Below are 25,426 nucleotides of genomic sequence, written 5' to 3'. Positions count from 1 at the left end.
CGGGGAGCGGTGTGGACGCGGTGGACATTTCTACGGGATGGGGACGGCGTCCGCCGACGCGAGACCTGATCACCATTGCTGCGCAGATCGAGCCGGAGACCGTCGCGTTGTCGGATGCCGGTGGGGGCACCACCTTCGCCGATCTGAACACGCGTGTGAGTGCGACCGCGGCGGTGTTCGCCGCCCGGGGCCTCGACACCGAGGCCGCGGTGAGCGCAATCGTGACCGCACTGATCCCTCGCGACGGTCTCGACCCGGCGGGGATCGCCACCGCGACACAGGTTGCGCTCGAGGAGATCCGCGGGCGCGCCTGCGCGGTGGCCGGGACGTCGGACTGGGGATCCTTGCCGGGGATCTTCCGCTCGGCGGTCCACCGGTTCCCCGAGCACGTGGCGGTGACGGATCTCGACGGCGCTGCGCTGACCTATCGCGAGCTCGACCAGCGGTCGGATGCCGTCGCCGCCGGGCTGCTCGCCGCCGGGGTCGAGGAAGGGGGTGTCGTCGGACTGGCCACCCCACGGACCGTCGAGGTGATGGTCGCGATCCTCGGCATTCTGAAGTCCGGCGCGGCTTATCTGCCCCTGGACACGTCACATCCGGCCGAGCGTCTTTCGTTCGTCGTCGCGGACGCCGCACCGTCGCTGATCATCACCGACCGCGACGGACGGGACACACTCGGCTTCCTCGACGTCGAGCGCAGCACCGTCGACGAACTCATGGCGGCAGGCGCGTCGGGGACCGACTCGCTCCCCGCGTCGATCGACCCTAGGCAAGCCGCATACCTGATCTTCACGTCGGGCTCCACCGGTCGCCCCAAAGGGGTGGTGGTGGAACACCGTAGCGTGATCGCGTTGATGTCGGCTGCTCAGCGGCACTACGGGTTCACCGAGGCCGACGTGTGGACGATGTTCCACTCGTATGCGTTCGACGTGTCGGTATTCGAGATGTGGGGACCGCTGCTGTTCGGCGGACGGTTGGTGGTGGTGGACTTCCTGACCACCCGTAGTCCGGACGAGTTCGCGGAGCTGCTCGACACGGAGTCGGTCACGGTGGTCTCGCAGACGCCGTCGGCGTACTACCAGCTGGCCGCGGCCGTACGGCCGTCGTCGCGCAACCGGTTGCCCGCGAGTGTGCGGTACATGGTGTTCGCCGGTGAGGCCCTGGATTTCACGCAGGTGCGCCGGTGGTACGAGGACCGGCTCGAGGCGCAGGGGGCCGTTGGCCCCGTATTGGTGAACATGTACGGGATCACCGAGACCACGGTGCACTCCACGTTCCGGGCACTGGACCCCGGCTTCGTCGCGTCCGCCAAGGGCTCGGATGTGGGTGAAGGCCTGCCCGAGTTGACGATCCATGTGCTCGACGACCGACTCCGTCCGGTGCCCGACGGAGTCCCGGGCGAAATCTATGTCAGTGGCACGCAGGTGACGCGGGGCTACCTCGGTCGGCCAGGGCTGACGTCGGGACGATTCGTCGCCGATCCGTTCGCCGGCAACGGAACGCGTATGTATCGCAGCGGCGACCTCGCGATCCGGCGAGACGGGACCCTGGAGTACCTCGGTCGGTCGGATGCGCAGGTGAAACTGCGCGGCTTCCGCATCGAGCTCGGCGAGGTGGAGTCGGCGCTGCTGGCCACCCACGGGGTCGACGCGGCCGCGGTGGCGGTCCGGCAGCGTGACAACGGCGACGAACTCCTGGTGGGTTACGTGGTGCTCGAGGCCGACACCGACGTGGCCGCATCCGAGATCCGCATCGCAGCGGCAGGCGCGTTGCCGAGTTACATGGTGCCCGACGTGGTGATGCTGATCGATCAGCTGCCGCTCACGGTGAACGGAAAACTGGATCGCCGGGCATTGCCCGAACCCGAGATCCTCACGGTGGCCGAGTATGTCGCACCCGGCACCGAGACCGAGAAGATCCTCGCCGAGATCGTCGGGGACGTGCTCGGACTCGAACGGGTCAGCGTCGCCGACTCGGTGTTCGACCTCGGCGGCAACTCCCTGGCCGCGGCCCGCATCGTCGGGCGCGCAGGTGAGGCCTTCAACGTGGATCTGACGGTGCGCGATGTGTTCGACATGCCGTCGGTGCGCGGCCTCGCCGACGTGGTCGGCGGGCGTGGCGTCGCGCTCGCGCCCGTCACGCCCGTGCAGCCGAGGCCGGACGACGTGCCGGTGTCGTTCGCGCAGCTGCGGATGTGGTTCATCAACCAGTTCGATCCGTCGGCGTCGACGTACAACATCCCGGTGCTGCTGCGTCTGGCGGGCGCTCTGAACGTGGATGCGCTGCGGGCCGCCCTGACGGACGTGGTGATCCGACATGAGGTGCTGCGCACGACGTTCCCCGCTCGGCAGGGCGTTCCGGTGCAGGTGGTCGATCCGGCCGAGGCGGTCGCCGAACGACTGGACTGGGCAGTGGTCGATTCGGGCGACGAACTGCAGGCCGCGATAGCGGCCGGCTTCGACGTGACGTCGCAGTGGCCGCTACGGGCACGGCTGTGGCGCACCTCGGCAGACGAGTACGTGTTCGGCCTCGTGGCTCACCACATCGCCGCCGACGGTGAGTCGATGGGGCCACTGGTTGCCGATGTGGTCGCGGCCTACTCGGCGCGGGTGTCGGGAGCCGAGCCCGAGTTCGCGCCCCTCGACGTGCAATTCGCGGACTTCGCGATCTGGCAGCACAAGGTGCTGGGTTCTGCCGACGATGCCGATTCGGTGGTCGGACGTCAGCTCGCCTACTGGTCGACGCAACTCGCCGGGGTCCCCGACGTCCTCGAACTCCCCGTGGACAGGCCTCGTCCGGTGGTCGCGTCGCAGCGTGGCGCGGAGGTCTCGTTCGAGGTGCCCACCTGGGTGGTCGACCGGATCTCGGTGCTGGCACGCGAGCGCGGCGTGACGCCGTTCATGGTGGTGCACGCAGGGCTGGCGGTGTTGCTGGGCCGGTTGTCGGCGACCGACGACATCGCGGTGGGCACGCCGATCGCGGGTCGCGGTCAGCGGGTGCTGGACCCACTGGTGGGGATGTTCGTCAACACGCTGGTGCTGCGGACGCGCGTCGGCGCGGCCATGTCGTTCGTCGACGTGCTGGATCAGGTGCGGCTCACCGATCTCGAGGCGTTCGCGAACGCGGATGTGCCCTTCGAGACGGTGGTGGAGCATCTGCAACCGGTGCGGTCGGAGGCGTTCGCCCCCCTCACACAGGTCCTGCTGTCCTTCGACCAGTCGGTGCTCGCGGAGTTCGCCCAGGGTGGCGTCCTCACCGAGGACGTCGCGGGCCTGGAAGTGAGTTCGATAGCTGTCGAGGGTGTTCCGGCGAAGGTCGATCTCACCGTCGGCATCACGGACGGCGGTGACAGGTGGCACGGCTCGCTGATCTATGCGGTCGACCTGTTCGACGCCCCGACCGCCGAGCACATGGCCGCACAACTGGTCCGGCTGCTCGACCAGCTGACCCTCGATCCCGCTCTGCCCATCGGTGACACCTCTCTGCTCGCCGACGACGAGGCCTCGGCGCTGCTTCCGGTCACCGGCGGCGCGGTGGCGGCCCCGCGGCTGCTGGCCGAGGTGTTCGACGAGATCGCCCGAGCGCACCCGGATCACCTCGCGGTGTCCGACGGGCACGGGGCCGAATTGACCTATGCCGAGCTGGATGCCCGCTCCAACCGGCTGGCGCGATGGCTGATCGCGCAGGGGATCGGCACCGAATCCCTTGTCGCGCTGGCAATCGGGAGATCGGTCGAACTTCTGACGGCGATGTGGGCGGTGGCCAAGACCGGTGCGGGCTACCTGCCGATCGATCCGGACTATCCCGCCGAGCGGATCGAGCACATGCTCGCCGACTCGCAGGTGCGGACCGGACTGACGACCACGCGGCTGCGGTCGGCGTTGCCGACGGAGGTGCGGTGGAGCCCGGTGGAGGACATCGGATCCGGGGAGATCGGCGCATTCGACGACGCGCCGCTGCGGGTCGACGAGTTGCTTGCCGCACCGCGGCTCGACGCCATCGCCTATGTGATCTACACGTCGGGTTCGACGGGCACCCCGAAGGGGGTGTCGGTGACCTATCGGGGAATCCACAACTTCGCGGTCGCGGAGGTCGCCCGGTTCGGCGTCGCCGCATCGTCTCGGGTTCTCGGATTCGCCTCTCCCAGTTTCGATGCGTCGATCCTGGAATGGCTGCTCGCGTCGACGTCCGGCGCGACCTTTGTGTACCGGCCGGACAGCGTGCTCGGCGGCGACATGCTGGCGGCGCTGATCCGCGACCAGAGACTGTCCCACGTGTTCCTGACCCCCACGGTGCTCGCGACCCTCGAGCCGGAGTCGGTGCCGGACCTCCGCGTCCTGATGTCCGGTGGTGAGGCGGTGTCGCAGACCCTGGTCGACCGGTGGTCGGCAGGGCCGTCCTTCTTCAACGCCTACGGTCCGACCGAGGCCTCGATCGCCGTGGCGATGAGTCGCGCGCTCACACCCGGCTCGCCCGTCCACATCGGTGGCCCGATCGACGGTGTGGGGCTGCTGGTGCTCGACGGCAGGCTGCACCCCGTCCCCGTCGGAGTGCCCGGTGACCTGTATGTGACCGGTGTGGCGCTCGCCCGCGGGTATCTGCGGCGCCCGTCGTTGACGTCGGAACGATTCGTGGCGAATCCGTTCGGCGACCGGGGCGATCGGATGTATCGCACCGGCGATGTCGTCCGGTGGCGCCGCACCGAGGCGGACGAGCTGGTGCTCGAGTACGTGGGGCGCAGCGACGACCAGGTGAAGCTGCGCGGGTTGCGCATCGAACTGGGGGAGATCGAGGCTGTCCTGGAGTCTCATCCGGGCGTCTCGTCGGCTGTGGTGGTCGGTCTCGGCGGCTCGGTGGCGACGGCGCTGGCGGGCTATGTGGTCGCCCATCGGGCGGTCGACGTCGCATCGCTGCGCGATCATGTCGCCGAACGCCTGCCGCCCCACATGGTGCCGTCGAGCATCACGGTGCTCGACGCCCTGCCGCTGACCCCGGCAGGAAAGCTGGACAAGCGCGCCCTGCCCGCACCGGTGGTCGCCACCGACACCGCCGACCACGTCCCGCCGTCGTCGTCGGTGGAGGAGACGCTGGCCGCGATCGTGGCGGGGGTTCTCGGCGTCGATCGGGTGAGCGTCGTCGAGTCGTTCTTCGCGCTCGGCGGTGATTCGATCCTGTCGATCCAGCTGTCGTCGGCGGCCCGCGCGGCCGGGTTGTCGGTGTCACCGAGAGAGGTGTTCGAACACAAATCCGTGCGTGCGATGGCCCGCGCGCTCGCGGCCGGTGGCGACCGGGTGCCCATGATCGACGAACCGGCCGGCGGCGCCACCGGCGAGGTGGAACTGTCGCCGGTGGTGTCCTGGATGCTGGAGTCGGCAGGCACGCCTGAGGATTTCGCCGACTTCTCGCAGTCGGTGGTGCTGGTGGCGCCGGATGCGTTGGACGCCGCCGTGCTCAGTGCGGTGCTCGGCACGGTCGTCGATGCGCACCCGATGTTGTCCTCCCGCCTGGTGTTCACCGGGGGCCGGTGGTGCCAGACCGCGGGAGTCGGTCATCCTCCGGTGGTCGCCGAGGTCACGACGCCCGCGGCGACCGGGACACCGGAGTTCGCCGACGCGGTGCGCTCGGCGCATGCGGAGGCCCTGGGGCGGATGGATCCGTCGAACGGCGTGCTGGTCTCGACTGTGCTGGTGGCGGGCGCCGACGGTGCGCGGGTGGTGGTGGCCATCCACCATCTCGGCGTGGACGCGGTGTCGTGGCCGGTGCTGATCGAAGACGTGATCACGGTGTGGGGACAGCTGGTGTCCGGCGACGAGTTGACGGTGCGGCCGGAGGTCACCTCGGCGCGTGCATGGCACGCGGCGCTGGCGCACCGGCGATCCGATCGTCGCGCCGAGGTCGGCCACTGGTTGTCGCGGTCGGGTGACCCGACCGACCTCGGCGCTGCCATCGACCCTGCGCGCGACCGATTCTCGACGGTGGGATCGGTGTCGCACCGAGTCGATGCGGCGGTCACCGAGGCGTTGGTGACGGTGGTCCCGGAGGCGTTCTCCGGTCATGTGAACGATGCGCTGCTGGCGGGCCTGGCGCGTGCGGTGCGCTCCTGGCAACGAGCGCGGGGGATCTCGGACTCCGCGCCGGTCGGCGTGCTGGTCGAAGGGCACGGCCGGTACGAGGACGTGCTCGCGCACGGTGCCGACCCGCGGACCGCGGATCTGTCACGGACGGTGGGATGGTTCACCTCGATCGCCCCGATGCTCGTGGACCCGGCCGACGACGTGGTGCACGCGGTGAAGGCGGCCAAGGAGGAGCGGCTCGCCCAGCCCGATCACGGAATCGGGTTCGGGTCGCTCCGATTCGGCGGGGACGAGCGATTGGCCGGACGACCGCTGCCGTCGATCGGATTCAATTTCTTCGGTGCCGGCGGGCGCGGCGCGGACGCCGGCACGGTGGCGGTCCCGTTCATGGTCGACACCGATGCTCCGGCCCTGCCGTCGTCGGTGGCCGGCGGCATGACCGCGATGAACACCATCACCGTGAACGTCGGGACGCAGCTCACGCCTCGCGGCCGTGAACTGTCGGCGGATTTCCTGTTCGCCGGTGGGATCTTGTCCGCGGCGGATGTCGAGGATCTCGCCGACCGGTGGTCGGCCGAGCTGGCCGCCATCGTCGATGTGGTCACGCGTGGTGAGAATCCCGGGCTGTCGCCGTCGGACGTCTCGGGTTCCGGTGTGACACAGGCCGACCTGGACACCCTCGCCGAGCGTCACCCCGGTGCACCGGTATGGCCCCTGTCCGCCCTGCAGAAGGGGCTCTACCTCCAGTCCGCTCTCTCCTCGGGTGCGGGCACCGACGACGTCGACGTGTACGTGAGCCAGGCGGTCCTGCGACTGGGCGGCGATGTCGACGAGTCACGTCTGCGGGCAGCGGTGGAGAGCCTGGTGGCCCATCATCGCGTGTTGCGGTCGGGCTTCGTGCAGACCGATGGTGGTGCGGTTGTCGCGGTGGTACCCGACGAGGTCCGGGTGCCCTGGCGCACGGTCGACCTGGGTGCGATCGACGATGCCGAGCGGAAGGTCCGGGTCGACGAGATCACCGCGGGGGAGCGGGTCGAGCCGTTCGATCTGTCGAGGCCGCCGCTGTTGCGTGTCGTGCTCGCCCGCGATGCCGACGGCGTGAGTGTCGTCATCACGAACCATCACATCCTGTTCGACGGCTGGTCCGGTCCGCTGGTGCTCGCCGACCTGCTGGCGCTGTACGCCTCGGGCGCCACCTACACCGGCCGGATCGGCACGGGCGGCGGCGACTTCGAGGATTACCTGAAACACGTCGCAGGCATTGACGACGACGCCGGGCTTGCAGCGTGGCGTGCGGTCCTGGCGCCGGTCGAGGGCCCGACGCTGGTGGCACCGGGCAGCGTGGCGACCCGGGAGTCGTTGCCGCGGAACCACGTCGTGGTGGTCGATGCCGAGTTGACCGTTGCCGTCGAGGCGCTCGCGCGGGCGCAGGGCGCGACCGTGGCGACGGTTCTGCAGTTCGCGTGGGCGGTGCTGGTGTCCCGGCTGACCGGCAACCGGGTGGTCACCTTCGGCGAGACGGTGTCGGGCCGTCCGGCCGACCTCGAGGGTGTCGAGTCGATGGTCGGGCTGTTCATCAACACCTTGCCTGCGGTGGTCGACGTCGACCCGTCGGCCCGGATCTCGGAGGTGCTGGCGCGCCTGCAGGCGGCGAAGGTGTCGGTTCTCGACCATCAGCACCTGGGGCTGCCGGAACTGATGGCCCTGACAGATGCTGCGGGCTCCTTCGACACACTGACCGTGCACGAGTCGTATCCGGTCGACACCGAGTCGCTCTCGACCAGCGACGCCGCTCTCACCGGCGGCCTCGACATCCGGGAGGCCGTGGTCAGCGATTCGACGCATTACCCGTTGAACATGATCACCTCGCCGATGGGCGACCGGTTGTCGATCACCATCAAGTACCTGCCGGATGCCTTCGCCGACGACCAGATCCGCGTGTTCGCGGACGCCGTGGTCGAGATCCTGCGTGCCGCTGCCGCTGCGCCTGGGACGCTCGTCGCCGACGTGCCCCTGCTGACCGACGAGGACCGGGCGGTGATCGCCGGTTGGTCGGTCGGCGCCGACGTCCGCGTCCCGGTTGGTTCGGTGGCCGATGCCGTTGCCGCGCAGATCCTTCGGACACCCGACGAGACCGCACTCGTCTTCGACGGCCGCGCACTCACGTATACGGAATTCGGTGCGCGGGTATCGGTGCTGGCGCGCGAGCTGATCGCGGCAGGCGTGGCTCCCGGTGTGGCCGTGGGGGTCTCGCTGGACCGATCGGTGGAGCTGGTGGTCGCGATCCATGCCGTCGTCGCGGCGGGCGGGCATTACGTGCCGATCGATCCCGCGATCCCGGCGGATCGCGTGCAGTACATGGTCGACACCGCGGGCGTCGGGGTGGTCCTGGTCGGTGGCGATGGTGCGCCCGCGTCGGTGGACGCGCTGGGCACGGGCACCACCGTGATCGAGGTGAACGCCTCGGGTGCCGTCGACCTGTCGGTCGCGCCGGTGACGGATGCGGATCGGTTGGCCCCGTTGCGCGCCGACGACGCGGTCTACACGCTGTTCACCTCGGGGTCGACCGGCCGTCCGAAGGGCGTCACGGTCTCGCACCGCTCGGTGGTGAATCGGCTTTGGTGGGGCCTGGATCAGTATCCGTGGTCGACCGGCGACCGGGTGGTGTTGAAGACGCCGTTCACCTTCGACGTGTCGGTGCCGGAGTTGTTCGCCCCGGTGATGGCGGGTGCGACCATCATCGTGGCGCGTCCGGGCGGGCATGCGGACCCGATGTACATCGCCGATCTCATCGCCCGAGAGCGCGCGACGTCGGTACATTTCGTGCCGTCGATGCTCTCGGTGTTCTTGGATGTCGTGCCCGCCACGAAGATCACCGCACTGGACTCGTTGCGGTGGTTGTTCTGCTCGGGTGAGGCGCTGCCGCCGCCGGTCGTCGCGCACGCCCACCAGCTGCTCGGGCAGGTCGCGATAGTGAACCTGTTCGGTCCGACCGAGGCCGCCGTGGAGGTGGCGTACGTGGACGTGACCGACGCGCCCGACGTGGTGCCCATCGGTGTGCCGGTATGGAACACGTCGACGCTGGTCCTCGATGCCCGCCTGCGGATGGTGCCGCCCGGCGTCCCGGGTGAGCTCTACCTCGGTGGTGTCCAGGTGGCGCGCGGTTACGAGTCGCGGCCGGGACTGACGGCCGAGCGTTTCGTGGCCGACCCCTTCGGTGCAGCCGGGTCTGCGGCAGCGGGATCGCGGTTGTATCGGACCGGTGATCTCGTCCGGTGGAGCCACACTGGAGGGATCGAGTACCTGGGGCGCACCGATTTTCAGGTCAAGTTGCGTGGGCAGCGCATCGAGCTGGGTGAGATCGAGTCGGTCATCGCCTCGGCGCCCGGAGTGGTGCACGTGGCTTGCACGGTCGTCGAGACCGACGGCGGTGGACAGCATCTCGTCGGATATGTCGCGCCGTCCACGGTCGACGAGGGTGCGGTCAGGGCGGCGGTCGCCGAGGCGTTGCCCGAGTACATGCGTCCCTCGGTGTGGATGCTGCTCGACGACATCGCCCTCAACAGCGCGGGCAAGCTGGACCGGCGGGCGTTGCCCGCCCCGGTCTTCGAGACCGCGGAGTACGTCGCCCCGGCCACCGATGCCGAGGAATCCGTCGCGGCGATCGTCGCGTCGGTACTCGGGGTGGCGCAGGTCAGCGTGACCGAGTCCTTCTTCGCCGTCGGCGGCAACTCGTTGTCGGCGATGCGGGTGGCGGCGCGGGTGGCCGACGAGTTCGGTGCCGCGGTGTCGGTGCGTGACATCTTCGACGCCCCGACAGTCCGTGGCCTGGCGGCCGCGGTCTCGTCGCGTGGCGCGGGTCTGGCGCCCCTCGTGGCGGTCACCCCGCGACCGGCGCCGATCCCGTTGTCGTTCGCGCAGACCCGCATGTGGTTCATCAACCGGTACGAGCCCGGCACCGCGACGTACAACATCCCGGCGGTTCTCCGCCTGTCGGGTGCCCTCGACGTGGATGCCCTGCGCGCCGCGGTGGTCGACACCGTCGAGCGCCACGAGGTGCTCCGGACGACCTTCCCGGCCGTCGACGGTCTGCCGGTGCAGATGGTCGATCCCGCCGACCAGGTGGCCGAACGGCTGGACTGGGCCGTGGTGGGCAGGCAGGCCGACGTGGAGACGGCGATGACGACCGGCTTCGACGTGACCGCCGAGTGGCCGCTGCGGGTACGGCTGCTCATGGTGTCCGACGATGAGTACCTGCTCGCCGTGATCGCACATCACATCGCATCGGACGGCGAGTCGATGCTGCCGCTGGTGACCGATGTCGTATCCGCGTACGTCGCACGGGCAGCGGGCCGGGAACCGGACTTCGCGCCGCTGGCAGTCCAATTCGCGGACTTCGCGATCTGGCAGCACAGCGTGCTGGGGTCGCCGGATGCCCCGGACACGGTGATCGGCAGGCAACTGTCGTACTGGCGGGATCAACTCGTCGACGCACCTGACGTGCTCGAACTCCCGGCGGACCGGGAACGTCCGGCTGTCGCGTCGCATCGTGGCGCACGCGTCCGGTTCGGTCTGCCCGTCGAACTCGGCCGGCAGATCCGCGTCGTGGCCACGGCATTTGGGGTCACGCCGTTCATGGTGGTGCACGCCGGTCTCGCGGTCCTGCTGGCGCGGCTCTCGGCCACCGACGACATCACCATCGCGACCCCTGTCGCGGGGCGTGGCCAGGCGGCGCTCGACCCGCTCGTCGGGATGTTCGTGAACACTCTGGTCCTGCGGAGCCGGGTCGACAGCGCGACGACGTTCGCTGCACTGCTCGACGACGTCCGACAGACAGATCTCGATGCCTTCGCACATGCGGATGTCCCGTTCGAGACCGTCGTCGAGGCGCTCAATCCAACGCGTTCGGAGGCATTCGCGCCGCTGGCACAGGTCATGCTGTCCTTCGATCCGGCCGCGTCGGCGGAGTCGGCCGAGTTGTCGGTCGGTGGTCTGTCGGTCCAGTCGATAGAGCCGTCGTGGGTTGCCGCACAGCTCGACATGTCGGTGACGGTGAGTTCGGCGACCGACGGCGACTGGGCATGCTCGATCGTCTATGCGACGGATCTGTTCGACCACCCGACCGTCGAGATCATGGCCGACCGGTTCGTGTCGGTGCTGACGGAACTGGTCGCGAGCCCGGCCGCCTCGGTCGGCGATGTGGATTTGATGTCCACCGACGAGCGCGCCGTCGTGGAGAGCTGGTCGCTGGGGCCGGTCGTCGATGTGCTCGCCGACCTGGTGCCGGATGCCGTTGCCGCGCAGGCTCTCCGCACACCCGACGCGGCCGCGCTGGTGTTCGGGAGCAGGACAGTGTCCTACGCCGAGTTCGGTGCGCGGATCGCGGTGCTGGCCCGCGAGCTCATTGCCGCAGGCGTAGGACCGGGTGTGGCCGTCGGGGTCTCGCTGGATCGTTCGGTGGAGATGGTCGTCGCGGTGAATGCCGTCCTGGCCGCAGGCGCGCAGTACGTCCCGATCGATCCCGACACCCCGGTCGACCGCGTGGAGTACATGATCGACACCGCCCACGTCCGGGTGCTCGTCGTCGGTGCCGGACGAGCCGTCGTCGCCGCGACGGTCGACGGCGTTCGGACGATCGAGGTGGACGCGTCGGATGAGGTCGACCGGTCGGTACCGATCGTGACCGACGCGGATCGGCTGGCGCCCTTGCGTTCCGATGATGCCGCATACACTCTGTTCACCTCAGGATCGACCGGCCGCCCGAAGGGCGTGACCGTGTCGCACCGCGCGCTGATGAACCGGATGCGGTGGTGCCTGGACATCTTCGAATGGACCGCTGCCGAGCGGGTGATGCTGAAGACGCCGGTCACCTTCGACGTGTCGGTGCCGGAGTTGTTCGCTCCCGTGATGACCGGGGCCACGACGATCGTGGCACGCGCCGGCGGCCACCTGGAACCGGTCTACATCGCCGATCTCATCGCGCACGAACGCGTGACGTCGGTCCATTTCGTGCCGTCGATGCTGTCGGTCTTCCTGGACGTCGTCCCGGCCGAGAAGTTGGACGTGCTCGGGACACTGCGCTGGCTGCTCACCTCGGGAGAGGCGCTGCCCGTCTCGGTGGCGAGCCACGCGCACCGCGCACTCCCGGGTGTGCAGATCGTGAACCTCTACGGTCCGACGGAGGCCACGGTCGACGTGACAGCCGTCGACGTGACCGGCGCCGACGAGATCACGATCGGTAGGCCGGAGTGGAACACGTCGACGTACGTGCTGGACTCGCGGCTGCGTCCGGTCCCGCAGGGCGTGCCGGGTGAACTGTATCTGGGTGGCGTGCAGCTGGCGCGCGGCTACTCCTCACGCCCCGCGCTCACCGCAGAACGGTTCGTGGCCGATCCCTTCGGCCGACACGGTGAGCGGTTGTACCGCACCGGCGACCTCGTCCGTTGGAATCCCCGCGGCGAGATCGAGTATTTGGGCCGCACCGATTTCCAGGTGAAGCTGCGTGGGCAGCGCATCGAACTCGGCGAGATCGAGTCGGTGATCGCCTCGGCACCCGGCGTGGTGCACGCGGCGTGTGCGGTGGTCGACGCACCCATCGGCGGCCACCATCTCGTCGCGTATGTGGCGCCCGCGTCGGTGGACGAGGCCGCGGTGAAGACGGTTGTCGCGGAGGCGTTGCCGGAGTACATGCGGCCGACGGTGTGGATGCTCCTCGATGACATCGAACTCAACAGCTCCGGCAAACTCAACCGGAAGGCGTTGCCAGCCCCGGTGTTCGAGCTCGGCGAGTACGTGGCACCGGACACCGAGGCCGAGGTGATGGTGGCCGAGGTGTTCGGTGAGGTGCTCGGCGTGGAGCGGGTCGGTGTGACCGAATCCTTCTTCGAGGTCGGCGGGAACTCGCTGTCGGCGATGCGTGTCGCCGCGCGTGTGGCCGACGACCTGGGTGTCGACGTCTCGGTACGTGACCTCTTCGAGTTCCCGTCGGTGCGGGCGCTGATCGAGGGGGTGGCCGGCCGTGCACAGACCGTGGCGCCCTTGGTGGCGGCCCGGCGGCCGGATCGGCTGCCGCTGTCGATGGCGCAGTCGCGGATGTGGTTCATCAACCGGTTCGACCCCGCGTCGCCCGCGTACAACATCCCGATGGCGCTGCGGCTGACCGGTGATCTCGACCTCGACGATCTGGTGGGCGCGCTGGGCGACGTGATCGAACGCCACGAGGTGTTGCGCACCCTCTACCCGCTCGACGGCGACGGACCCGTCCAGCGCGTCCTCGCCGCCGATCGAGCCCGCGATGTGCTCGATTGGCGTGTGGTGGACGACGAAGGGGAGGTGGCGGCCTCGGCGGCGAAGGGCTTCGACGTGACCGTCGATCTGCCGATCCGTGGGTGCGTGCGCCGTTCCGGCGACCACACCTACGACGTGGTGCTGACCGCTCATCACATCGCTTTCGACGGATCGTCGACCGCAGTGTTCGTCCGCGACCTGCTGTCCGCGTATCTCGTACGGGTCGACGGATCCGTCCCCGCCGCGCCTCCCCTTGCGGTGCAGTATGCCGATTACGCACTGTGGCAACGGAAGATGCTCGGCGATGTCGACGACCAGTCGAGCCGAATGGCACAGCAGCTCGGCTACTGGCGTGAGCACCTCAGGGCCTTGCCGTCGGTGACCGATCTGCCGATGGATCGACCGCGCCCGGCGGTGATGCAGACCGCGGCCGGTGTGGTGTCGATGCCCGTCGACGACGAACTGGCCCGCCGGGTGGAAGAGTTCGCACGTGCCGAGGGCGTCACCCCGTTCATGGCAATGCATGTGGCACTGGCGATCCTGATCGCACGACTGGCCTCGACCGACGACGTGGTGATCGGTACGCCGATCGCCGGCCGTACGGATGCGGCGCTCGATGATCTGGTCGGCATGTTCGTGAACACGCTGGTACTGCGCACCGCGGTGGCTCCGGCCGAGACGGTCACCGACCTCGTCGCGAAGGTGCGCGGCGACGATCTCGACGCGTTCGCCAACGCCGACGTGCAGTTCGAAGAGCTCATCGACGAGATCGCGCCGACCAGGTCGACGGCCTTCCCGCCCCTCGCGCAGATCGCGTACACCCACGTCGACGCCGATCCGGCAACGGCGGCCCTCGAGACGGCGGGACTGCGCGCGGAACCACTCGAATCGGCGGGTCAGGTGGCCAAGTTCGAGTTGTCGGTGGCGGTGACCGGGCGGACGGCGGGGGCGCCGATGACCGTCGACGGCGTCTACGCGCGCTCGCTCTTCGACGAGTCGACGGTTCGTGGCTTCCTGACGTCGTTGCTGCGGATCGTCGAGTCGATGGTGGACGATCCCGGCATCGCGGTCGGCGACATCGATCTGCTCACGGCGGGTGAGGTGGCCGACTTGGTGCCGGTCAGCGGTGGACCCGCCGCGCCACCCCGGCTGCTCGGTGCGATGTTCGCCGATGTCGTCGAGAACCATCACGACCGTGTCGCGGTGGTCGACGCGACGGGGGCGGCGCTGACCTACGACGCCCTCGACGCCCGATCCAATCAGGTTGCCCGATGGCTGATCTCGCAAGGTGTCGGCGTCGAATCGCTGGTGGCTCTGGCCCTTGGCCGGTCGGTCGAGCTGCTGACCGCGATCTGGGCGGTGGCCAAGACCGGCGCCGGCCATCTGCCGATCGACCCGGCCTATCCCATCGAGCGCATCGAGCACATGCTGGCCGACTCCGGTGCCCGGGTGGGCCTCACCGCCGAGCGTCACCGGGCTGCCCTGGGAACCATGGTCGACTGGGCCACCATGGATTCCGCGGAGACCCGGGCGGCGATCGATGAGCTGAGTCCGGATCCGGTGGCCGAGCACGAACTGATCGGCACGCCACACCTGGACGCCGTCGCCTACGTGATCTACACGTCGGGTTCCACCGGCACACCGAAGGGTGTGCAACTCACCGCCCGCACACTGGAGAACTTCGCGCTGACCGAGGTCGACCGCTTCGGCGTCACCGATCAGTCACGGGTGCTGGGTTTCGCCTCACCGAGCTTCGACGCCTCGGTCCTGGAATGGCTGATGGCCGTCGGTGCGGGTGCGACGCTCGTCTATCGTCCCGAGGAGGCGCTCGGCGGGGAACCGCTGGCCGACTTCATGCGTACGCAGCGGGTGACGCACGCGTTCCTGACACCGACGGTGCTGGCCACCCTGGAACCCGAGGGGCTGCCGGATCTGCGGGTGCTGGCGGCCGGTGGCGAGGCGGTACCGCCGGGGATGGTCGATCGCTGGGGATCGCTGGTCGGGTTCCACGACATGTACGGCCCCACCGAGACGACCATCGTCGTCGCGATGAGTGACGCGATGCGCCCCGGCGTGCCGACGACCCTCGGTGGGCCCATCCCCGGAGTCGCCCTCCTGGTACTGGATTCACGGCTGCACGCGGTGCCGGTGGGTGTCGCAGGTGAGTTGTACGTCGCCGGTGGGGTACTCGCCCGCGCGTACGTTGGCCGGTCCGGCCTGACCTCGGAACGGTTCGTCGCGAACCCCTTCGGCGTCGAGGGTGAGCGGTTGTACCGCACCGGCGATGTCGTGCGTTGGCGACGCGACGGTTCCGATGCGCTCGTGCTCGACTATCTGGGCCGCAGCGATGATCAGGTGAAGCTCCGCGGTCTGCGCATCGAGTTGGGAGAGATCGAGGCGGTCCTCGCCTCCCACCCCGCGGTCGAATCGGCGGTCGTGATCGGCGTCGGCGGGTCGGTGGCCACCGCTCTGGCCGGTTATGTCGTACTCCGGGATCACGTCGACGCCGGCGAGCTGCGGGCCTTTGTGGGGCAGCGCCTGCCGTCGCACATGGTGCCGTCGAGTCTGACGGTGCTCGATGCACTGCCGTTGACGCCGGTCGGCAAGCTGGACAAACGTGCTCTGCCCGAGCCGGAGGCCGACAGCGGGCGTGAGTTCGTGGCTGCTGCCACCGGGGCCGAGGAGTCGGTGGCGCGGGTGTTCGCCGACGTGCTGGGGATCGGGCCGGTCAGCGTCGTGGAGAGTTTCTTCGAGCTCGGCGGCAACTCGCTCTCCGCAACCCGGGTGGCCGCTCGCGTCTCGGACGTGTCCGGAGTCGACGTGTCCGTCCGCGACGTCTTCGAGGCGCCGTCGGTCCGTGCACTGGCCAGGTCCCTGGACGGTCGGGGGCTGGGGCTGGCACCGGTCACGGCAGCCGTCCCGCGTCCCGAACGGGTGCCGTTGTCGTTCGCGCAGTCGCGCATGTGGTTCATCAATCAGTTCGATCCCTCGGCGTCGACCTACAACGTGCCGGTGGTCTTGCGGCTGGCAGGTGCGCTGGACGTCGCGGCGCTGCGCTCGGCGCTCGTCGACGTGGTGGCGCGACACGAGGTGCTGCGCACCACGTTCCCGTCGGTGGACGGGTCGCCGATCCAGGAGATCGCGTCCGTCGACCACATCGCCGAACAGCTGGACTGGGAGATCGTCGACTCCGCCGCGGCGCTCGAGGCGGACGTGACCGCCGGCTTCGACGTGACCGCGCACTGGCCCCTGCGTGCGCGGCTGTGGCACGTGGGCGGCGACGAGTGGCTGTTCGCGCTGGTGGCCCACCACATCGCGGCCGACGGCGAGTCGATGGCGCCGTTGATCGGCGACGTGATGGCGGCATACGCGGCGCGCTCGGCAGGCGTTGCGCCCGAATTCGCGCCGCTCGCGGTGCAGTTCGCGGACTTCGCGATCTGGCAGCATGAGGTACTCGGCGCGGCGGGCGATGCCGACTCCGTGGTGGCGCAACAGCTCTCGTACTGGTCCAAGCAGCTGTCCGGGGTGCCCGACGTCCTCGAGCTGCCGTCGGATCGCCCACGCCCGGTGGTCGCGAGCCAACGGGGCGACCAGGTCCCGTTCCGTGTTCCCGCCGAGGTGGTCGAACGGATAGCAACGGTGGCCACGGAGTTCGGCGTGACCCCGTTCATGGTGGTGCACGCCGGGTTGTCGGTGTTGCTGGCGAGGCTGTCGGCAACCGACGACATCGCGGTCGGCACCCCGATCGCGGGTCGCGGCCGGCGTGAGCTCGACGCGTTGGTCGGCATGTTCGTCAACACCCTCGTGCTGCGCACCCAGATCGACGCGACGATGTCGTTCGCCGAGATCCTGGACCAGGTCCGGGTGACCGATCTCGACGCCTTCGCCCATGCGGATGTCCCGTTCGAGGCGTTGGTGGACCATCTGGACCCCGTCCGGTCGGAGGCGTTCGCGCCGCTGACTCAGATCCTCCTGACCTTCCACCAGGCGTCCCTGCCGGAGCTCGCGGCCGGCGTCGGCCCGACCACGGTCGCAGGCCTCACGATCTCGCCGGTGGAGGCCCCCGAAACCCCGGCCAAGGTCGACCTGACCTTCGGTATCGCAGCCGACTCGTCGGATCAGGCCTGGCCCGCCCAGATCGTCTACGCCACCGACCTCTTCGATCGATCGACCATCGAGACGATGGCTGACCGGTTCGTGCGCGTCCTCGCCGGGTGCATCGACTCGGTCGACCGGCCGGTCGGTGACGTCACCATCGTGTCGGCCTCCGAGGTCGCCGAGTTGTCGGCGCTGCCGGCACCCGTCGTCGACACCGTCAACACCCGTCGCTCGCTCGTCGAACTGTTCGGGTCGACCGTGGACGCACACGGTGGGCGACAGGCGGTCACGGCGAACGGGGTCACCCTCTCGTACGAGGCGCTGCAGACGCGTTCGGACGCGGTCGCCGCCGCGCTCGGTGCCCGTGGTGTCGGGGTCGGCGATCTGGTCGGGGTGGCCACCGCGCGCACGGTGGATCTGGTATCCGCCGTGCTGGGTGTGCTCAAGGTGGGGGCGGCGTACCTACCGCTCGACACGACGAATCCCGCCGAGCGCCTGGCGTTCATCGTCTCGGATGCCGCGGTGGGCACCGTGATCACGGATGCGGCCACCGCGGGACATGACCTGTTCACGGTGCTGCCTGCGGACGTGGCGACGGTGCATGTGGCCGATCTCGTCGCCGAGGGTGCCGCACAGGCCGTTCCGCCGGTCGTGATCCCGCCGTCGGCGCGGGCGTACGTGATCTACACCTCCGGGTCGACGGGGCTGCCGAAGGGGGTGGAGATCACCCATCGGGACGTGGTGACCCTGATGGACACCGCGGCAGGCGATTTCGAATTCCAGCCCTCCGACGTGTGGACGATGTTCCATTCCTACGCGTTCGACTTCTCGGTCTGGGAACTCTGGGGGCCGTTCCTGTCGGGTGGTCGGCTGGTCATCGTCGACCGCGAGCTCGCCCGAGATCCCGCCGCGTTCGTCGAGCTGCTGGCAGACGAGGGTGTCACGATCCTGAGTCAGACGCCGTCGGCCTTCTATCAACTGATCGACGCGCGCCGCCGCAACACCGTGGATCTCCCGCTGCGTTATCTCGTGTTCGGCGGCGAGGCACTGAGTTTCGATCAGGTGCGCCGATGGTTCGACGACCACCCCGGCGACTCCCCGCAGCTGGTGAACATGTACGGGATCACCGAGACCACCGTGCATGTCAGCTTCCGCCCACTGGACCGTGCGCTGGTCGCCGCGGGCGACGCCTCGCTGATCGGTCGCCCCCTGCATTCGCTCGCCATCCACATCCTCGACGAGCGCCTGCATCCCGTACCGCCCGGCGTGGTCGGCGAGATGTATGTCACCGGCGGCCAGCTGGCGCAGGGGTATCTGGGCCGTCCCGGCCTGTCAACGACGCGGTTCGTCGCGAGCCCGTTCGGTCACGACGGCGACAGGATGTACCGGACCGGCGACCTGGCTCGCCGCGTGGGTGACGACATCGAGTACCTGGGACGCGGCGACGCGCAGGTGCAGCTGCGCGGATTCCGGATCGAGTTCGGCGAGATCGAGGCGGCCCTGCTCGGAGTCGACGGTGTGACCGCGGCCGCCGCCGGCGTCGTCGACCTGCCCGGTCGTGGTGAACAGCTCATCGGCTATGTGGTTGCCGAGCCCGATGTGGCACCGGACCCGCAGTCGGTGCGTGACACCGTGGCACGCGCGGTTCCCGGGTACATGGTGCCCGCGCTGATCGTCCCGATCGGTCATCTGCCGCTGACAGCCAACGGCAAGCTGGACCGGCGCGCCCTGCCGATGCCGGAGATCGCCGGCGGCGGTGAGGACTACGTGGCGCCCGAGTCGTCGGTGGAGGAGACCCTCGCGCAGGTCGTGGCCGGTGTGCTCGGCCTCGACCGGGTGAGCGTCGTCGAATCGTTCTTCGCGCTCGGCGGGGATTCGATCCTGGCGATCCAGGTGTCGTCGGCGGCCCGTGCGGCCGGTGTGGTGGTGTCGCCGCGAGATGTGTTCGAACACAAGTCGGTACGGGCGATGGCGCGCGCCGTGGCCGCCGGCGGCGAGGAACTGGCGCTCCTGGAGGAGCCTGCGGGTGACGGCCGCGAGACGGTGATCGGGCCGGTCGCGTCGTGGATGCTCGAGTTATCGGACTCCGCAGAGGATTTCGCCGACTTCTCGCAGTCGGTCGTGCTGGTGGCGCCGGATGGACTCGACGTCACCGGCCTGCGCCGGGTGCTGCAGACGGTGGTGGCGGCGCATCCGGCGATGTCGGCACGTCTCGTCCTCGACGACGTTGGGTGGGTCGCCACGTCCGGTGACGGTCGGGGATGTGTGGTCGCCGAGACGAGCGCCGACGTCGCGGTACCCTCGGCCGAGTTCGACCGGGCACTGCACGCGGCGCATGCGGTCGCGCTGAAACAGTTGAATCCTGCTGTCGGACAGTTGGTGTCCGCGATTCTGGTCAAGGGTGACGGCGGCGCACGCGTGGTGTTGGCGATCCACCATCTCGCCGTCGACGCGGTGTCGTGGCCGATCCTCATCGAGGACGTGGTGACCGTCTGGAGCCGGCTGCAGGCAGGTCAGGAACCGTCGGTTCGGGCCGAGGTCACCTCGGCCCGCGCGTGGCACGCGGCGCTCGGTGCACAGGTCGCCGACCGCGAGGTCGAGATTGAGCATTGGCTGGCCCGGGTGGACCGGGAACCGACCAGCTTCGGGGCGCCGCTGGACCGCACCCGGGATCGTTTCGATTCGGTTGCCGCGGAACGTGTGCGGATCGATTCGGCGGTGACGGAGGCGTTGCTCACGACGGTACCGGAGGCGTTCGGCGGCCATGTGAACGATGCCCTGGTGGCGGCGTTGGCGCGAGCGGTCCGATCCTGGCAGCGGTCGCGGTACATCGCGGACGACGCGGCGGTGTCGGTGCTCATGGAGGGACACGGCCGTTACGAGGAGGTCGTGGAGCGGGGCTCGGACCCGCGGACCGCGGATCTGTCGCGGACGGTGGGCTGGTTCACCGCGATCACACCGATGACGGTCGACCCGTCCGGCAGCATCGTGCACGCGGTGAAGGCGGCCAAGGAGGAGAGGCTGAGTCAACCCGACCGCGGGATCGGATTCGGGCTGTTGCGCTTCGGTGGCGATCCGCGACTGAGCGGGTGCGCCCTGCCGTCGATCGGCTTCAACTTCTTCGGCGCAGGCACCCGCGGCGCCCGAGACGGGATCGACCTCCCGTTCATGGTCGATGCGGATGCGCCGTCGCTGCCGGCGTCGGTCAGCGGGGCGATGACGGCCATGAACGTGCTGACCGTGAACGTGGGCACGCAGGCCGCCCGATCGCGCACTCCCGGCGCCGGGACCGCCGATGAGGGCCGTGAACTCGTGGCGGACTTCCTGTTCGTGCAGGGGATCGTGTCGGCCGAGGACGCCGCCGACCTCGCCCAGCGGTGGTCGACCGAACTGGCGGCCGTGGTCGAGTCGGTGCACGAGGGTGATCCGGGACCGTCGCCGTCGGATGTGCCGGGTACCGGGGTCACGCAGGACGACCTGGACGCCATCGCCCTGCGGTACCCCCGCGCCGACATCTGGCCACTGGCGCCGCTGCAGCGCGGACTCCACTTCGAGTCGGAGATCGCCGGACACGACGGCACCGAAAAGTCGGTGGACGTGTATGTGGTGCAGTCGATCCTGAAGCTGGGCGGCACGATCGACGTCTCCCGCCTGCAGGGTGCGGCCGAGGCCCTGTTCGCGCACCATCGTGCGCTGCGGTCCGGATTCGTCCGCACCGGCAGCGGAGCCGTCGTCGCGGTGATCCCGGAGTCGGTCGACCTGCCCTGGCAGGTCATCGACCTCGACGACGTGGATGCCGACGGACCTCTCGACGAGGCGATCAGACAGATCGCGGACACGCAGCGCTCGGTACCGTTCGACCTCGAGTCGCCCCCGCTGATGCGGTTCGCTCTGGTTCGCCGTGGCGACGCCGCACACCTGGTGGTCACCAATCACCACATCCTGATCGATGGATGGTCGGGTCCGTTGGTGCTCGCCGACCTGCTGGCGCTCTACGCCGGCGGTGTCACCTACACCGGCCAGATCGGCAGGGAAAGCGGAGATTTCGCGGACCATCTGAGGCGGCTCGCCCAGGTCGACCGGACTGCCGGGCTGACCGCCTGGCGTGCGGTGCTGGCCCCGCTGGAGGGACCGACCCTGGTCGCGCCGGGCGTCGAGGCCACGGCGGAATCGTTGCCGCAGGACCGTTCGACGATCCTGGATGCCGAACTGACCGCGGGCATCGAGGCGGTGGGGCGGGCCGAGGGCGCCACGGTGGCGACGGTGCTGCAGTTCGCGTGGGCGGTGTTGCTGTCGCGGCTGACCGGCAACCAGGTGGTGACCTTTGCCGAGACGGTCTCGGGGCGGCCAGCCGACCTCGAGGGGGTGGAGTCGATGGTCGGGCTCTTCATCAACACGCTGCCCGCCGTGGTGGATGTGGACCCGGCTGCGCCCATCTCGGACGTGCTGGGCCGTTTGCAGGAGGCGAAGGTATCGGTGCTCGACCATCAGCATCTGGTGCTGCCGGAGCTGACGGCGCTGTCCGGAGTCGGTGGGGCCCTGTTCGACACGTTGACAGTGCACGAGTCGTATCCGGTCGACACCGATTCACTGTCCACCACCGATGCGGCACTGACCGGTGGCCTCGAGATCCAGGACTTCGAGGGCACCGACGCGACGCACTATCCGCTGAACATGTCCACGTCACCGGTCCCCGGGGAACGGATCTCGCTCACCCTCAAGTATCTGCCCGCGGCGTTCGACGAGAGTCAGATCCAGGTCTTCATCGATGCGCTCGTGCAGATCTTGCGTACCGTCGCGACCCGACCGGACACTCTCACCGCCGACATCCCGCTCGTCGGTGCCGTCGACGGACGAGCCCTGGCGCCCGTCGCCGGCGGCGTCGGCACCGAGCCACGACTGCTGGCCGAGATGTTCGCCGACGTGGCCGCCCGGCATCCGGATCGGGTCGCGGTGGTCGACGGCTCCGGCACGTCTCTGACCTACGACCAGCTCGATCGTCGGTCCAATCGGTTTGCGCGATGGCTGATCTCGCGCGGGATCGGGGTCGAGTCCCTGGTGGCGCTGGCGATCGGACGTTCGGCGGAACTGCTCACCGCGATCTGGGCGGTCGCCAAGACCGGCGGAGGCTATGTGCCGATCGACCCGGGCTATCCGGCCGAGCGGGTGGCCACCATGGTCGAGGACTCCGGCGCGATCCTGGGACTGACCATCGCCACCGGCGACCTGCCGGACCAGGGGTTCGCCTGGGTGCGTCTCGACGACGACGCGGTCGGCGCCGAGATCGGGAGCCTGCGCGACGATCGGCTCGGAGCGGACGAGAAGGGCGGACCGGTCCGGCCGGAGAACGTCGCGTACGTCATCTACACGTCGGGCTCCACCGGACGTCCGAAGGGCGTCGCGGTGACCCATACCGGGCTGGCCAACTTCGCTGCGCAGGAGTCGGCGCGACTGTCGGTGGGTGATGCCCCGGTTGTGCTGGGATTCGCCTCGCCGAGCTTCGACGCATCGGTGCTCGAGTATCTGCTCGCGACCGTCAACGGCGGTACGGTCGCCTACCGGCCGGGTGATGCCGTCGGTGGTCCGGTACTGCAGGACTTCATGCGCGAGCACCGCACGACCCACACGTTCCTCACGCCAACCGTGCTGTCGACCCTCGACCCGGCCGGGCTGCCGGACCTCGAGGGCCTGATGGCCGGCGGTGAGGCGGTGCCGCCGTCGCTGGTCGAGGCGTGGTCGCCACATGTACCGGTCCACAATCTCTACGGACCGACCGAGACGACGATCGGCATCACCCTCAGCACCGCGATGCCGGCCGGCCGGCCGGTCCGTCTGGGCCCGCCGCTCGCGGGGGTGGAACTGCTCGTCCTCGACAGTCGACTGCATCCCGTCCCCGTCGGGGTCCCCGGCGAGCTGTACGCCGTGGGTCGCGCATTGTCGCGTGGCTACCTCGACAGACCGGGGCTGTCCGCCGAGCGATTCGTCGCGAACCCATTCGGGGCTGCGGGCGAGCGGATGTATCGGACCGGCGACGTGGTGCGGTGGCGGCGGGACGACACCGGTGACGTCGTGGTCGAGTACGCGGGTCGTTCCGACGATCAGGTGAAGCTGCGCGGGCTGCGCATCGAGCTGGGTGAGATCGAGGCGGTCCTCGCATCGCATCCCGCGGTCGAATCGGCGGTGGTACTGGGTGTGGGCGGTTCGGTGACGACCGCGCTCGCGGGCTATGTCGTCGCGGACTCCGCGGTCGACGTGCAGGCACTGCGTGAGTTTGTCGGAGGTCGCCTGCCCTCGCACATGGTGCCCGCGAGCATCGCGGTACTCGACTCGCTGCCACTGACGCCGGTCGGCAAACTCGACAAGCGCGCGCTGCCGGAACCGGTGATCGGGACCGACGCCGAACAGTATGTGGAGCCCGCGACCGACGACGAGAGGTTGGTGGCCGGTGTGTTCGCCGACGTCCTCGGCGTGGACGCGGTCGGGGCGCTCCACAGCTTCTTCGACCTGGGCGGCAACTCGCTGTCGGCGACCCAGGTCGTCGGACGGCTTCGTGAGGGGGGCGCCGAGGTCGAGCTCGCCTGGTTGTTCAACGATCCGACCCCGCGCGGTCTCGGGGCCCGGATCGGGGGCGGGGCGGGCACCGGTGGAGACGTGGTCATCTCGCTGAACGTCCAGGGCTCCCGGTCGCCGTTGTTCTGCATCCATCCGGCGGGTGGGCTGGCATGGTTCTACGGCGGCTTCGTGCCCTATCTCCGGGATCGTCCCGTCTACGGCGTCCAGGACCCGCACGCGGTGGCAGGGGAGCCGAGTGCCGAATCGATCGAGGAGATGGCCGAGCGCTACCTCGCCGAGATCCGCCGGATCTCTCCGGAGGGGCCGTATCACCTGCTCGGATGGTCGCTGGGCGGTTACGTCGCCTACGCGATGGCCACCGCCCTGCAGTCCGAGGGCGAGGAGGTGGCATTCCTCGGCGTGATGGACTCCTCACCGGTACCGGGATCAGACGAGGATTCCGCAGGCGTCCGACTCGGTGGAGATTTCGTCGGTGACTTCCTGGGCGGGTGGCGGGACCTCTTCGACCTGGGCGAGGACGTCCGTGCCGAGTCCGCCGAGGACGTCGCGGAGATCATCCGGCAGCAGATATCGTCGATGGGCCTGTTGAGCGCCGATCAGGTGCAGTGGGTCATGGACAGTTTTGCCACCGGGGAGGCACTCGTGGAACAGTTCCGACCAGCACTGTTCGACGGTTCGCTACTGGTGTTCACGGCTACCAGGGACAAAGAGGACCCGAGCGCGGTCGCCCGCGGCTGGGAACCCTACGTCAACGGTTCGATCGCAAATGTCGATGTCGACGCCGACCACCTCGGTCTGGCGAACGCTTCGGCGCTGGAGGTGATCGGGCCCGAACTGAACCAATGGTTGACTATCGATGATGGTCACGAGTACGTGACCGGTGAGAGTGGAAAGGACCGACTATGACGAATCCCTTCGATGACGAGAACGGCCGATTCTTCGTGCTGGTGAACGAGGAGAACCAGCATTCGCTGTGGCCGACGTTTGCCGACATCCCGGCCGGCTGGACCAAGGTCTTCGGCGAGGACAGCCGTGCGGCGTGCCTGGAGTACGTCGAGCAGAACTGGACCGATCTGCGGCCGAAGAGCCTGATCGACGCCATGGAGGCGGACAAGGCTGCGCAGGGCGGCTCAGCGTCGGAGTGAGATCGCAGCGAAATGTCGCAGCGATAACGCTTACACATCAAGCTCATTGGTCACTCCAATAACTCTGATCACGGACGTAACATCTGAGCATGGCGATTAACACAGAGTTTCTGTGGAATCGCCGACAGATACCGCGTCACCGGTTTCCAAACTGCCGTTAGCAAGGCAAGCTATATAAGAAGGATCCGGTGCCAGCTCGAACTGGGAGGCAGAGTGGCCAGGGTCGACATCACAAGGTCGGGGGAGTGG

At 69.0% G+C, this 25,426-nt stretch carries 2 protein-coding genes; both read left to right on the top strand.

Features of this window, described 5'->3' with window-relative positions:
- Positions 1 to 11: 11 nt before the first annotated feature.
- The gene (locus OVA31_RS04325; RefSeq protein ID WP_267629869.1) at positions 12 to 24,938 is read left to right on the top strand and encodes a non-ribosomal peptide synthase/polyketide synthase; all 24,927 of its coding nucleotides are present in this window, start codon (positions 12 to 14) and stop codon (positions 24,936 to 24,938) included.
- Positions 24,935 to 25,177 carry an MbtH family protein gene (locus tag OVA31_RS04320; RefSeq protein ID WP_164308689.1) on the top strand — a complete coding sequence of 81 codons (243 nt, stop codon included), beginning with the start codon at positions 24,935 to 24,937 and terminating at the stop codon, positions 25,175 to 25,177. Before OVA31_RS04325 ends, OVA31_RS04320 begins: the two co-directional genes overlap by 4 nt.
- The last annotated feature ends 249 nt before the right edge of the window (positions 25,178 to 25,426 follow it).

The organism is Gordonia sp. SL306 (genome assembly GCF_026625785.1).
Lineage (GTDB): Bacteria > Actinomycetota > Actinomycetes > Mycobacteriales > Mycobacteriaceae > Gordonia.
Note: the sequence above shows the minus strand (reverse complement) of the source record. Positions and strands in the feature narration are given on the sequence as shown.